Raw genomic sequence first — 12,394 nt, forward strand, 5'->3', positions numbered from 1 at the left:
GCCGGCCGATCCCCTTCGTCTGCCCGGCCGGGGTGGTCCAGGGCTGCGATGCGGCGAACGCGCGCATGGTCCTGTCGGCCTGGGCGTAGCGTCCCCGGTCCTCCAGAGGGAGGTGTTTCGTGATCTCGTGGGTGAGGTCGGACGGGAGGTCGGCGGCAGGGAAGCGATCGAGGTGCGTGGGCGAGGAGGAGGCCTCCGATTCCTCGGAGTGCTCCATGCCGCTTCTCCCCGCGGCCGCAGGGGCCGACGGGGAACCCGCGCCGTCGGCTTCGGCAGCCCGGGAGTGCTGTGACAGACGCGGGATCGCGGGATCCTGCGCCGTGGTTGTCCCGCTGTCCAGGAGGCGTTCGCATCCCACGTGCTCGGTCAAGGTGGTCTCCTTCTTCCGGCCCGTACGTGGTGTGCGGGGCCCAGCGCATGAGGTGCGGGTCAGCGCCTACGCGCTCGGTCGTCTCCGCTGCGCGCCGGGTGACCGTTCGGGCCGTGACACGAGGTTAGGGAGGGGAACCAGGGAGCAGATCCACCACTTGGACGACCAATGGGATGATCATGCCATGCAGGAGTACCGGGCGTCGGGAAGGCCGTGCCGCACTCGCCGTCGAGGCGCCGCGCCTGCGGGTCACGCTGGACGCTGTCACGGACCGGCCGGCCGTCCCCGCTTCCCCACGACGTTAGGACCTTCGTATGACGGGCGATCGCAGCGGGCCACGGTACAACTTCGCGCGCTGGTTCCCCTTGAAGCGGACGCGTGGCGGTGAGTGCCGCCGGGGTCGACGGCGCGGGGCGGCACTGATCTCCTCGCCGCGGCCGGTCCAGGCCGGCACGGATTCCGGCTCCAGCCCACGAGATGGGCGATTGAGCGCACCTTCTCATGGCTCACCGTCCCACCACCGCCGCCGCCTTGCGCGTGGGTACGAGACCGGCCGGCCCGCTCAGAGGCCATGATCCGCTGGGCAATGATCGGCATCAGGGTCCGCCATCTCACACGAGGTGAACCGGCTCGACGGTCACCACGAAGGCCGCTCACGCTATCCTGATGGCCCTCTGCTACAGCGGCCACCGGGACGGCGTCAGTGAACAGGCTCCCCGTGCAGAACGGTGGCGAGGACTTCCTCTGCCTGTTCATCGAACCGTACTGCGACGTCTTCTGGTTGAAGCCTGGGGACGAGTTCACCGTTGTGCCGGCTGATGAGGTATCGGATCCTCAGTTCACGGTGGTTGCGGCCAAGCACCGGCTGATCGTCTGGATCTTCGAAGGCGGCGACCCCGCGAAGGTGATCGTCGACTACACGGTCATCGACAGCAACGGAACCGAGCTGCCCGAGGGCTACCAGTGGCCTGCCGGCCAAAGCCCATACTGACGCCCGACCAACCGATCTCCGACACGCTCTCAGTGGTTGAACCGCGGCCCTGACCTCGCGTTACGGCCGCCCCGGGGACAGACCTGGAGCCGGTGGGACCGCACCCCGGTCGTGACCGTCAGCGGGCAGCGCTCGGGACGGCTGTCGGTGGCCGGGCTGATCGTGATGGGGCAGTTCGCGGACCCCGGCTGTGCCGGTCAGCGGGGAGTGAGCGCGCGCGGTACCGCCCCCGCACGCATGCGCCCGCTCAGTTGATTCCTCAGCCCCGGATCGAATCGGGGAGGGGAGGGTCACCCGCACCCTCCCTGAGCATTCCGTCCGCAAGATCGAAGAACGGCACCTTGCTGAGTTGCCCTTCCCCGAACTGCGACAGACCCCATACGGTGGCGCGGTACCCCTCGGTTCTCACCGTGAGTGTTCCGGAACAGCGAACCCGCGAAGAAGGCCGAGCCATGGAATCCTGGTGCTCGCTGAAACCCCCGCCTGCTGTTGTGACGTAGGTAAACCTGGTGTCCTCCATCTGCTGGAAGAAGAGTTGCTTGACCCCGTCGCCGCCGGAATTCCATGCGGCCCTGTTCTTCTGCTTGATGTCAAGCAATTCGCGGCGCACGGCCGGATCTTCGTCGTACGACGGATCGACAGCCCTCCACAACTGCCCAGCGGACTCAACCGAGTCCGATGACTCCTCCTCGCAGGAATCCGCCGTCTCCTCCGAGGCGTGCCACTCGTAGAAGCCCGTGCAGTCCACCCAATGGATCTCGTGGTCTCCCGACCATCCCCACTCATCAAGCCGCGCAAGGAGTCCACTCATGGAGAGCCGATCGGCAACGCCATCCACACCAGGGCGGACGACCAGATCGACACCGGGCACTCCATCGAAGACATGGCTTTCGAGGTACGGATCGGACTCGACTTCGGAATCATGCAGGCTGCCGGCGCAGGGCCCGCCCACCGCTTCGACATGGTCCCAGAGGAATATCCCTTCACCAACGGGGATCCCGTGACCCCGGTCGTACCAGAGCTGAATCGTCGTCCCCTGCGGGATGTCAAACGAGGCATCGCTTTCTGAAACGACTCGCCCCAGCACAACGATCTTGGCCATTTCCACATCCTTGCTTTTGGCTCACCGGGACGCTATTCAACGCCCGACGACCTCGGCCAGAGCCTTCCGGGCAGCCCACCGGGCAGACGGAATTCCCTTCGGCACACGCCTGTGCCGCCGCGGGATCAGCCCGCGTCCGGGACATCAGGGGTTGAAGTGGCCGTAGGGGCCCGGGAAGGGCTGCCTTTCGAAGGCGTGCTGCGGTTCGCGTCCCCGCGTCCAGGTTTTGCTCCGCCCATCACGGACCGCAAGGCGGTCCAGTCGGCGATCCAGGTCAGCTCCACCAGCGGTCAGGCGGTCGTCGGCCACTGGTTCAGCCCCACCCGGCTGGACTTCCGCCCGCAGGACTACTGGAAGCCCGATTCCGAGGTCACCGTGAAACTCGCGCTGAACGGCGTGCGGGGCGGCAAGGACATCACGGGGGTGCAGAACAAGACGGTCGGCTTCCGCATCGGCCGGTCCCAGATCTCCACCGTCGACGCCAAGGCCAAGACGATGACCGTGGTCCGGGACGGCAAGACGATCAAAACGGTGACGGCAACTACTGGGCCGCCGAGAACGTGTTCGGCCGGCAGAACACCAGCCATGGCTGCATCGGGCCGCGCGACCTCCAGGGCGGAGGGGACCCCCACAGCCCCGCGGCCTGGTTCTACGACAACTCGCTCATCGGGGACGTCGTCGTCGTCGAGAACTCCGACGACGAGACGATTCACCCCGACAACGGCCTCAGCGACTGGAACATGCCCTGGAGCGCCTGGGTGCGGGGCTCCGCCGAATGACCCGGGGAAAGCTCAGGCCACGCAGTAGGGCAGGGAAACGGTGGTTCTGACGTCGCTCGCCGACACGTACCCCTCGCCTCCGGCGAGCCAGTACCAGGTGGCGTGAGCGCCGCCCTCCTCCCCTTCCCGCCAGCAGGACAGCGTGAGGGTGGAGGCGGCCTGGTAGGTGCCGAGCACCCGGGAGCGGCTGGACGGCGCGCTGTACCGGTTCACGCCCGGCCGCAGGACACGGCCCTGGGGTACTCCGGTCACGGCGACGGGCGCGGAAGCCGGCTTGGAGTCGTCCTGCGGTGACGGATCGTCGACGAGGACGCGGCCTGCGGCGGCGCAGGCCAGGAGGACCAGCGCCGAGCTGAGAACGATCCAAGGTGCCTTGCGCGGCATCACCGGTGCCCCTCTTTCCGAACCAGGGCCACGGACCGGGAACGCCGGGCGGCCTTCGTCCCCATTTGCTCACAACGGGGGCGGTCGGCACCGACGGCACGCTGCGCCGGCCGGAGAGGTACCGCCGTCTGCCTCGAGGCCTGCCCGAACGCGCACAAGATCACTGCGGCCGACTGGCAGCATGGGCGGGACGTGATGCGGGACTCGAGAAGGAAGAGCAGCCGTGGGATACATCCTCCTGGGACACGGGATCCTCTCCGTCGACGCCGCACTCACGCCCCCCGACATGGAGTGGGTCGCGATCCCCCACGGAACCAGCATCCAGTTCTACGCCGACTCCTTCCAGGGACTCTGCTACCGCTCGCGGCACCTCGAGGCCTGGGAGGAGATCCAGCCGCATCTGCTCCCCCTCACCCCCAACAGGGTCACCTACAACCTGTCGCTCAGATCCGACCCCTCCTGGGAACGCGACCTGGCGAACAACCCGAGGTTCGGCGGCCACCAGCTCATCCGGCCCGGAATCGGCGACATCCCGGACCCCGTCCGCCTGTGCACCGGAACGCGAGCCACCTGCCCCACCAGCCCCGACCAGACAAGCTCCGGCCGGACGCACACCTGCGACGGCATCCTCGGCAGGCCCGACTTCCAGGGTCAGGAGCTGTTCTGGCTGGCGTGTACCGAGGTCGAAGGCGCGGACGAAACGGTGGTCGCGGCCGCACTGGCGGGCAGGCCCACGGCAGTCATCCTGGGCGATGACCCGGACCTCTTCCGCACCCTCGACGAGACCGGCCTGAGGGCCGTCGACGAGCACAACGAGGCCGAACTCCGCTACTCCCCCCACGGGGCCGAACAGCCCTACGCCCTGGCCGGCCCGGTCTTCCTCATGGGGTACCACCACGCCCCCGAGCACGTCGACTACGTCTGCGCCCACGACGGCATGCTGGCAGGCAGCCTGCTCGTCCTCAACAGCGGCGACACCCGCGTGGTGGTGTTCGAGGAGCTGCCCGAGGACGCATATGACGTCGTGGACACCGCCGTCCAGCGGTTCGCGGCCGGCGCCGAGGTCTGGGTCTCGGAATTCGACACGGCCCGTCGCTACTACGCCGACCGCTGCGTACCGACCGACGGCGACGAGTCGTGCACCAGCGGCGACGAGACGGGCAGCGACCGGGCGGACGGCGACGAGGACCTGCTCGGCGCCTTCCACGTCCCACCGTGCAGCGTCCAGTGACGCGCCCGCCGTCCAACGGGCCCGCACGGCATGCCGCAGTACGATTCCATGAGTGGGGCACGCCGACAGAAGCACCGGAGGCCGCCATGTCCGCCGCGCTCGTCCTCAACCCCGTGACCGTGCGGGAACTGGTCGACTCGATCGATGCCGAGTTCGCCATGGAGCTGATGGACGCCTTCTTGAAGGACTCACCCCGCCTGGTGGCGGACATCCGCCAGGGCCTTGGCGAGGGGGACGCGGAGCTCGTGCGCCGTTCCGCCCATACGCTCAAGTCCAACGGCTGGACGTTCGGGCTCGAACAGCTCGCGCCGCTGTGCCAGGAACTGGAGGATCTCGCCGGCGCCGAGGGAGTGGCCGGCGCGGAGCCTCTCGCGCGGGAGGTGGAGGCCTCCTACGCGGTGGCACGCGGTGCCGTGGAGGCCGCTCGGGACGGGCTGTCCGAGGGACAGCCTCCGGGTTGATGCCGTGGCTCGGCCCCCTCGCGGCCGTCAGCCGGATCCGGGTCCGGCCTGTCCCCTGCCCGGCGGGGGGTGGTGTTCACGCCTCGATCGTCCGGTTCGGGGGAGCCACTTCCCTGGACGCCATCCGCGACTTCCGGCAGGGCAGCGTGGAGGTGGTGATCGAACCCGGCTCCGACCGCGTGCTGACCAAGCCGGACACGTCGCTGCTGGAGGTGGCGGAAGGCTCGGGCATCTCCATGGAACCGGGCTGCCGGATGGGCGTCTGCGGTGCGGACCCGGTGTGCGTCGTGAAGGGGATGGAGAACCTCTCGGCGCCGACCCGTGAGGAGACCGCCACCCTCGAACGCCTGGGGCTGTCGCACGACGTGCGCATGGCCTGCAGCGCACGGGTCCACGGGCCGGTCACGGTGAACCTGGAGCCCGACCGGGCCGAGGCCGCGAGGAGCGCGCGCGTCGCGGGTTTCACCTACGACAGGTCCGTCGGCAAGGTCGTCGTCCTGGGGAACGGGATCGCCGGGGTCACCACCGCGGACCACCTGCGGTGACGCCACCCCGACTGCTCCATCGACATCGTCGCCGCGGAACCGTATCCCCTGTACAACCGGATGGGGATCTCGCGCATCATCTACGGGCGCTCCGCCATGGCCGGCCTCACGCTCCTGCCGGACTCCTGGTACGAGAGCAACGGCATCACGGCCTGGCTGAACACCCGTGCGGTGGCGATCGACCGGGACCGGCGGCAGGTCCTCCTCGGGACCGGGGAGACCCTCGCCTACGACCGCCTCGTGATCGCGACGGGTGCACGGTCCTTCATCCCGCCCCTCGAGGGCTTCGGGACGGGGGGGGGACGTTCGCCCTGCGATCGGCGGGCGACGCGTTCTCGATCCGGGAGTACGCGCAGCGGGCCGGCTGTGACCGGGCCGCCGTCGCGGGCGGCGGGCTGCTCGGTCTCGAGGCGGCGGTCGCCCTGGCCAAGATCGGCCCGAAGGTGACGGTCCTCGACCGCAACAAGTGGCTCCTCAGCCGCCAGCTGGACCGGCGGGGCGCCCAGCTGCTCCAGGCCTACCTGGAGGGGCTCGGCCTGAGCGTGCTGCTGAACGCTTCCTGTACGCGGCTGCGGGGTGAGGACGGCCGGCTCGAGGAGCTGGAGCTCGCCGACGGCCGGACGGTCAGGGCGGAGATGGTCCTGGTCGCCGCGGGGATCGTGCCCGACATCGCCCTGGCGCGGGAGGCCGGGCTCAGGACGGCCCGGGGGATCGTGGTGGACGACCTCATGCGGACGAGTGACCCGTCGGTGTACGCCGTGGGAGACGCCGCGGAACACGAGGGGACGGTGCTCGGGCTGTGGCCCACCGCCGTCGAGCAGGCGGAGGTCGCCGGTGAGGCGATAGCCGGGGGGACGCGCACGTTCAGGGGCACGGCGCCTGTGACCCTGTTGAAGGTGGCGGGCATCGACGTGCTGTCGTGCGGGCGGATCGAGGAGTCGGGCGCCGACGGCGAGGAGGTGATCGTCCACGACGACCGGGCCGCGAAGCGCTACACGAAGCTCCTGGTGGCCGACGGGCACCTGGAGGGGGCGATCGTGGTCGGGCACCGCGTCGAGGGCACGGGAGAGCTGAGCGCGGCAGTCAGGGAACACCGTGAGGTGGGCGGGCGGATCGAACGCCTGCGGGCGGGGGACCTGGACCTGACCGGCCGGTGACCCCCGGTGTGCCCCCCGCAGCACGGCCGACCCGCTGTCACGGGTGGTCCAGCAGCCGGTGGCGAAGGGTGTCGTAGATCGGCTCGCTGCCCATGCGGTCGGCGGTGAAGGCCGCCGCGAAGCAGGCGATGAGCAGGGGGAGCATGAGCGGGACGCCTCCCGTCATCTCCGTGACCAGCACGATGCCCGTGATCGGGGCCCGGACGACTCCGGTGAACAGCGCGGCCATCCCGACCACCGCGAACGCGGCCGGTCCCGCCGTGTCGGCCGGGAGCAGGGGTGCGGTCAGTACCTGGGCCAGGCTCCCCCACAGGGCGCCGAGTGCGAGGAGCGGGGCGAAGAGGCCGCCCGGGGTGGCGGCGGCGTAGCTGAGCGGGCCCGTCATGAACCGGACGGCCAGGAAGACGGCGAGCGCCGGCGCTGCCACGCCCGTTCCCGTCAGCAGCCGCCGGGTCAGGGTGTCGCCGCCCCCGGTCAGCAGGGGGTCGGCCGCCGTCAGTGCCCCGACCATCGCGCCGATGGCGGCCGCCCGCAGCGGCACCGGTACGCGGGCCAGCCGGTCGGAGGCCTCCAGCAGCCGGATGACCATACGGCTGTAGGCCGCCCCCAGGGCCCCGGCGGCGACGCCGAACAGCAGGAAGACGGGCAGCGTCCACACCGGCGGGGCGGGGAGGTGTGGTGCGGCGAAGACGGGGGCCGTGCCGACGACCAGCCCGGCGCAGGCCACGGCCGTGACGGTGCCGACGAGGGTGAGCAGGATCAGGCGGGGCCGGACCGACCGGGTCACCTCCTCGCAGACGAAGACCAGTCCGCCCAGCGGGGCGGAGAACGCCGCCGCCAGGCCGGCCCCGCCGAGTGCCGTGTGCAGCAGGCGGGCGTCCTCGGCCGCGAGGCGGCCGTGGCGGCCGGCCAGGACTCCGATCGCGGATCCCATGTGGACGATGGGGCCCTCGCGCCCCAGGACCAGGCCGGAGCCGATCCCGGCGAGGCCGCCCGTGAACTTGGCGACGGGCAGCAGGAGGGGGTGGGTGTCCGCTTCCCGCCGCCACACGGCTTCCACGTGCTGGATGCCGCTGCCGGCGGCGTGGGGGACGGACCGGGCGATGAGGCAGGCCACCAGGGCGCCCGCCGCGGTCAGCGCGACCGGCACGAGGGCTCCGGCCGCTCCCAGCCCGTGCGCGGCGTGCAGGAGCGCGACGCGCAGGGCGTCGGCCCGCTCCAGGCACCAGCGGAAGGCACCGCCCACCAGTCCGACCAGGCAGCCGGCGGCAGCCGCGACCAGGAAGGGGCGGACGGCCCTGCCGAAGGACACCCGAGCACCGGTCATGAGCCCCTCCACCGGACCGCCGACGATCCCCCGAGCCTCACTCCCCGGACGTCCGCGCGGACCGCGCCGCGCCGTAGGCCCGCGGTACGGCGCCCCGGCCGGGCCAAGCGGGGGCGCGGTCGTGGTGGTTCGGCTTCCACTCCGCCGCGTCCGGCCTCGCCGAGACCGTGCCGGACGGCCACGAGGCCGCCCACGTCGACTGGTTCCTCGGCTCCGGCACGGCTCAGAGGATCACGCACGACTCCTCTCCCTGCGGCTCCTCCTCCCGGTAGCCGGCTTCGTACAGCGTCTGGCGGACGTACGCGTCGTGGAGGAGGAGCTGCCGCTGCTCCGGTGTGAGGTCGGCGACGGCCCGTCGGATGTCGTGCGCGCCGGCGCACACGAGGCGCAGGGCGGCGAACGCTTCCCCGCGGTCGGGCGGGAGGTCGGAGTAGACGAACAGCTCCCGGGCCTCGTCGTCGGCCGGTTCGGCCGTGGCCGTCCAGAAGGCGGGGACGGAGACCGTGAGCATGCGGTCGTTGAAGCAGCCGCCCCGGGTGTAGAGGCCCTGGTCCTCCAGCCAGTGCCGGAGCACGTCGTTCATGAGCAGCCCGCGGCGCGCCTCGGGGTCGAGGTCGGCCGCGAAGAGCCCGGCCATCGCCTCCGGGCCGTGTTCCCGCGCCTCCCACAGATGGGCCACGCACATGCGCCATTCCTCCGCGACCGAACCGGCCGGGAAGGCCGCCCTGATCAGCGCTTGGAATTCCAGGTTCGGCCGGAAGCTCTCGTAGCTGAGGGTGGTTCCCTCGAACGCCGCTCTGGAGGCCTCGGTCTCCTGGGTGAGGTCCCCCGCGCTCGCGTAGCTGGTCATGTTCTGGTTGCCGTCCCAGCCGAGGTTCACGCCGACCGCCTGGCCGCCCACGCCGTTCAGGTCGACCCCCGGGCAGGCGCCCCAGTGGATCGTGTGGCCGGGGTAGCGGGCCACGATCTCCGCGAGGGTCGTCTCCCGGTCCGGGATGAGCTGCTCGTAGTCCGCCGTCGGGTCGAATCGGAAGACGCGGTCCACTCCCGTGGGAGGGACGACCGTGAAGTTCGGGCAGTGGTCGCGGAAGCGGCGCACCGGGTTCGTGAGGAGCTCGGGCAGCAGCTGTTCGAGCTGGAGGGTCAGGCTCTCGGGGACGAGGTGGAGCACCTCCTGGTAGAGGTGGACCTCCTGGCCGTGGTGGAGGGTGGCGTGGGCGGGGGAGATGCTGGGCGACCATGAGGCGTGGCCGCTCACGACGAGTCCGGGCATGTGAACCTTCGGGGGAGGTGGGTGGAAGGGGCGCGGCCTGCCGGGCTGTCGGGGAGAGCGCGGGGCCCGCTCACCATCCTGTGGCGGGGGCGCTCCGGGGGCCAGGGCCTCCCGGGCGGGATCGCCTGCCCGCCGCGCTCATCGGCAGCCTCAAGGGGCACCGGAAGTGCGCGTTAGGGCCTGTCCGGCGGATCAGGGTCGGACAGGCCGCGGTGTCCGGCGCGGTGCATCGCAAGGCGCCGGAGCGTCTCGATAGCGGAGCTATTGGGGCGTTTCGGCAACGCCGCGAGGCGCCGTGCCGGGCGCCGAGGGCCCGGCCATGATCCGCCGGACAGGCCCTAGCCCCTTGTGCGGTTCAGGGGGCGGGGGTGTCGGAAACGGAGCCGTCACGGAGTTCCGGTGGACAGGGACAGCTCCGTCTTGAAGCGGTCGAAGTCGTGCCAGTCGATCGTGATCTCCTCGACGCGGCTGCGTGCGGTGTCCTGTACCTGCTCGACCTCGGACGCGTAGGCCGCCGCCAGTGTCCGCACGTTCGCCGTCAGCTCGTCGACGCTCGAGGCGTTGAGGATCCAGGCGTTCGCGTCGCCCATGCCGAACGCCCCGTCCACCGCCCGGTCGTAGGTCTGTACGTGGTCGAAGACGTGCTCCTGGACCATGGATTCCTTGAACCGGGACAGGTGCAGGTTCCATTCGTGGGTGAAGGCGTCCCACGCGGTGTCGAACCAGGTCTGGAGCGCTACCAGATCGTCCGCGGAAGCCGGTTCGGCTTCGCCCAGGAGGCGGGTCGCCTCGTCGCAGATGCGGGCGAACGTGAAGACCGTCGCCCGGGTCGCCGCGACGTACTCGTCCCCGGCGTGCGCGGCCCGCGTTTCGTCCCGTGCGGCGTTCGACCTCCTGAGGGCGTTCAGCTGCCATCCCGCGTACGCGTCGGCCTGGTGCAGCAGCCGGCCCGCGCATTCCTTGGCGTAGGTGATCAGGGTGGCAAGGTCTTCGGCCGAATGGGTGGCGCCCGGCATGGTCATTCCTCTTCGTGGCGTGGTCCGGCGGCTGCGTGGGATGCCACCACCATGATCCGCTCGGGTCGTCGAGGCAACCGTGCGGGGGCAGTCCTGCCCGTAAGGGCACGCGCCGCCGACGCCGGGCCGGCGGATGGGGGCGGCGGCGCACGAGCCCCGCATCCGCCCAGCGGCCTCCTCCTTCGGGCGCCGTGACGACGCTGGACGGACAGCTGGTCGGGGGATCCCGGGGCAGTCGCCGTGGTGCGTAGCCTGGCGGACAGCAGGCCACGGCAGCGTCCCCCGTCATGTCGTGGCCTGCGCGAACCGCTCGGGAGGCGTGCCTGCCTGACCTCCCAGGACACGCGCCGCACCCCGCCCCGGCCCGTCGGCGATCCCGCCGGTCCGGTGACGGTGCGCTCCGCGGCGCGTGTCCTGGGAGGTCAGGGGCACGGGATTGCGTAGGTTCCGGGTGCCGGGTCCGCGCGGGAGGTGCGGGCGCCGTCCGGCCGACCCGGCCCCGAGGGGCCGCCGGTCCGGCCTCGATCCCCGGGGAGTGCGCGTCGGATGACCCGGCTTCAGGGAGTTCTCGGCCTCATTCTGGTCTACGGCCTGTGCTTCGCGCTCTCACGCCACCGCGGGCGCATCAGCTGGCGGACCGTCGGGATCGGCTTCGCGCTCCAGGTCGGATTCGCCGTCCTGGTGCTCAAGTGGGAGCCGGGGCGCGAGGCGCTGAACTGGTTCGCCTCGAAGATCGCCGGGCTGATCGGCTACACGCACGCGGGGACGGAGTTCCTGTTCGGTTCGCTGGCCAAGGGCTCCGCGGTCCCGTTCGCCATCAGTGTGCTGCCGGTCATCATCTTCCTCGGCGCCCTCGTCGGCCTCCTCTACTACCTGCGCGTCATCCAGTGGTTCGTCCACATCGTCGGCGGCCTGATCTCCCGGCTGCTCGGAACCAGCAAGATCGAGTCGGTCTGGGCCGTGACGGTGATCTTCCTCGGGCAGTCCGAGGCCCCGCTGCTCATCGCGCCGTACCTGAAACGGCTCACGCGCTCGGAGTTGTTCACCTGTATGACCGGCGGGTTCGCCTCCGTGGCCGGCTCGACGCTGGTCGGGTACTCGCTGCTGGGCGCGCCCTTGCCGTACCTGCTGGCGGCCAGTGTGATGAACGCGCCCGCCATGCTGGTCGTCGCGAAGGCGATCCTCCCCGAGACCGAACAGTCCCTGGTGCAGGGCGACATCCGGGGAGTGCGTGACACGGAGTCGGCGAACGCCATCGACGCGCTCGCGCGCGGCGCGCTCAGCGGCGGCCGCCTCGCGGTCATCGTGGGCTGTCTGCTGCTCGCGTTCGTGGCGCTCATCGCGCTGGCCAACGGTCTGCTCGGCGCGGTCGGCGGCTGGTTCGGCGAGGGGGGCCTGACGTTCCAGCGGCTGCTGGGGTGGATCTTCGCGCCGGTGGCGTGGCTCATCGGGGTGCCGTGGTCGGAGGCGGCGACGGCGGGCAGTCTGCTGGGACAGAAGACCGTGATCAACGAGTTCGTGGCGTACGCCGCCTTCGGCCCGCAGATCCCCTCCCTGGAACCGAAGACGGTACTCGTCACCACCTTCGCCCTCGCCGGGTTCGCCAACTTCGGATCCATCGCCATCCAGCTCGGCTCCTTCGGCGCCCTGGCCCCGGAGCGCCGCGGTGACGTCGCCCGGCTCGGCCTCCTGGCCCTGCTCGCCGGCACCCTGGCGAACCTCAGCAACGCGGCCATCGTCGGTATCGTCGGCTGAGCC

11 protein-coding genes and 3 pseudogenes are annotated in these 12,394 nt (G+C 70.9%); 9 read left to right on the forward strand and 5 right to left on the reverse strand.

Going from position 1 to position 12,394, the window contains the following annotated elements; translation table 11 throughout:
- Nucleotides 1–1,088 precede the first annotated feature (1,088 nt).
- A complete protein-coding gene (locus ACFY0O_RS24860) occupies nt 1,089–1,361 on the forward strand; it encodes a hypothetical protein (RefSeq protein WP_388950129.1) in 273 nt (90 codons plus the stop codon).
- Between the two features lie 259 nt (nt 1,362–1,620).
- Here the strand turns inward: ACFY0O_RS24860 and ACFY0O_RS24865 are convergent, their stop codons facing one another.
- A complete protein-coding gene (locus tag ACFY0O_RS24865; RefSeq protein ID WP_388950132.1) occupies nt 1,621–2,463 on the reverse strand; it encodes a hypothetical protein in 843 nt (280 codons plus the stop codon).
- A 225-nt stretch (nt 2,464–2,688) separates the two neighbouring features.
- Between ACFY0O_RS24865 and ACFY0O_RS24870 the strand changes: the two are divergent.
- Nucleotides 2,689–3,242: pseudogene (locus ACFY0O_RS24870) on the forward strand (Ig-like domain-containing protein); the annotation flags it as partial.
- A 12-nt stretch (nt 3,243–3,254) separates the two neighbouring features.
- Here the strand turns inward: ACFY0O_RS24870 and ACFY0O_RS24875 are convergent.
- Nucleotides 3,255–3,626 (reverse strand): hypothetical protein, encoded by a 372-nt coding sequence (locus ACFY0O_RS24875; RefSeq protein ID WP_388950135.1) that lies wholly within the window; start codon nt 3,624–3,626, stop codon nt 3,255–3,257.
- Nucleotides 3,627–3,849: 223 nt separating this feature from the next.
- Here ACFY0O_RS24875 and ACFY0O_RS24880 point away from each other — a divergent pair, with 223 nt between their 5' ends.
- From ACFY0O_RS24880 to ACFY0O_RS24900, 5 genes and pseudogenes are all read left to right on the forward strand, one after another.
- On the forward strand, nt 3,850–4,857 hold the full coding sequence (locus ACFY0O_RS24880) for a hypothetical protein (protein ID WP_388950138.1): 1,008 nt from the start codon (nt 3,850–3,852) through the stop codon (nt 4,855–4,857).
- An 86-nt stretch (nt 4,858–4,943) separates the two neighbouring features.
- Nucleotides 4,944–5,318 (forward strand): Hpt domain-containing protein, encoded by a 375-nt coding sequence (locus tag ACFY0O_RS24885; RefSeq protein WP_388950141.1) that lies wholly within the window; start codon nt 4,944–4,946, stop codon nt 5,316–5,318.
- A complete protein-coding gene (locus ACFY0O_RS24890; protein ID WP_388950144.1) occupies nt 5,318–5,863 on the forward strand; it encodes a 2Fe-2S iron-sulfur cluster-binding protein in 546 nt (181 codons plus the stop codon). The genes ACFY0O_RS24885 and ACFY0O_RS24890 overlap by 1 nt, the downstream gene beginning before the upstream one ends.
- 24 nt (nt 5,864–5,887) lie before the next feature.
- Nucleotides 5,888–6,154 (forward strand): annotated as a pseudogene (locus ACFY0O_RS24895) (FAD-dependent oxidoreductase); the annotation flags it as partial.
- 20 nt (nt 6,155–6,174) lie between these two features.
- Nucleotides 6,175–7,020, forward strand: a complete 846-nt coding sequence (locus tag ACFY0O_RS24900; protein WP_388950628.1) for an NAD(P)/FAD-dependent oxidoreductase — start codon at nt 6,175–6,177, stop codon at nt 7,018–7,020.
- Nucleotides 7,021–7,057: 37 nt separating this feature from the next.
- Here ACFY0O_RS24900 and ACFY0O_RS24905 read toward each other — a convergent pair whose 3' ends face one another.
- Nucleotides 7,058–8,347, reverse strand: coding sequence for a ClC family H(+)/Cl(-) exchange transporter (locus ACFY0O_RS24905; protein ID WP_388950147.1), 1,290 nt, complete (start codon nt 8,345–8,347; stop codon nt 7,058–7,060).
- 107 nt (nt 8,348–8,454) lie between these two features.
- Between ACFY0O_RS24905 and ACFY0O_RS24910 the strand changes: the two are divergent.
- Nucleotides 8,455–8,568 (forward strand): annotated as a pseudogene (locus tag ACFY0O_RS24910) (alpha/beta hydrolase); the annotation flags it as partial.
- Nucleotides 8,569–8,570: 2 nt separating this feature from the next.
- Here ACFY0O_RS24910 and ACFY0O_RS24915 read toward each other — a convergent pair.
- Both ACFY0O_RS24915 and ACFY0O_RS24920 read right to left on the reverse strand, forming a co-directional pair.
- A complete protein-coding gene (locus ACFY0O_RS24915) occupies nt 8,571–9,620 on the reverse strand; it encodes a putative adhesin (protein WP_388950150.1) in 1,050 nt (349 codons plus the stop codon).
- A gap of 386 nt (nt 9,621–10,006) precedes the next feature.
- Complete coding sequence (locus ACFY0O_RS24920) at nt 10,007–10,636, reverse strand: hypothetical protein (protein ID WP_388950153.1); 630 nt, start codon at nt 10,634–10,636, stop codon at nt 10,007–10,009.
- Nucleotides 10,637–11,182: 546 nt separating this feature from the next.
- Here ACFY0O_RS24920 and ACFY0O_RS24925 point away from each other — a divergent pair.
- Entirely contained in the window at nt 11,183–12,391 is a 1,209-nt protein-coding gene (locus ACFY0O_RS24925; RefSeq protein WP_388950156.1) for a NupC/NupG family nucleoside CNT transporter, read from the forward strand.
- Nucleotides 12,392–12,394: the final 3 nt, after the last annotated feature.

The sequence above is a fragment of the Streptomyces sp. NPDC001594 genome (genome assembly GCF_042893675.1).
In the GTDB taxonomy this organism is placed as follows: domain Bacteria; phylum Actinomycetota; class Actinomycetes; order Streptomycetales; family Streptomycetaceae; genus Streptomyces.

What these genes read in the sequence shown, in the direction of transcription:
- ACFY0O_RS24865 (WP_388950132.1), bottom strand. Translation starts at nt 2,463, where the DNA reads ATGGCCAAGATCGTTGTGCTGGGGCGAGTCGTTTCAGAAAGCGATGCC.
- ACFY0O_RS24875 (WP_388950135.1), bottom strand. Translation starts at nt 3,626, where the DNA reads ATGCCGCGCAAGGCACCTTGGATCGTTCTCAGCTCGGCGCTGGTCCTC.
- ACFY0O_RS24885 (WP_388950141.1), top strand. Translation starts at nt 4,944, where the DNA reads ATGTCCGCCGCGCTCGTCCTCAACCCCGTGACCGTGCGGGAACTGGTC.
- ACFY0O_RS24890 (WP_388950144.1), top strand. Translation starts at nt 5,318, where the DNA reads ATGCCGTGGCTCGGCCCCCTCGCGGCCGTCAGCCGGATCCGGGTCCGG.
- ACFY0O_RS24905 (WP_388950147.1), bottom strand. Translation starts at nt 8,347, where the DNA reads ATGACCGGTGCTCGGGTGTCCTTCGGCAGGGCCGTCCGCCCCTTCCTG.
- ACFY0O_RS24915 (WP_388950150.1), bottom strand. Translation starts at nt 9,620, where the DNA reads ATGCCCGGACTCGTCGTGAGCGGCCACGCCTCATGGTCGCCCAGCATC.
- ACFY0O_RS24920 (WP_388950153.1), bottom strand. Translation starts at nt 10,636, where the DNA reads ATGCCGGGCGCCACCCATTCGGCCGAAGACCTTGCCACCCTGATCACC.
- ACFY0O_RS24925 (WP_388950156.1), top strand. Translation starts at nt 11,183, where the DNA reads ATGACCCGGCTTCAGGGAGTTCTCGGCCTCATTCTGGTCTACGGCCTG.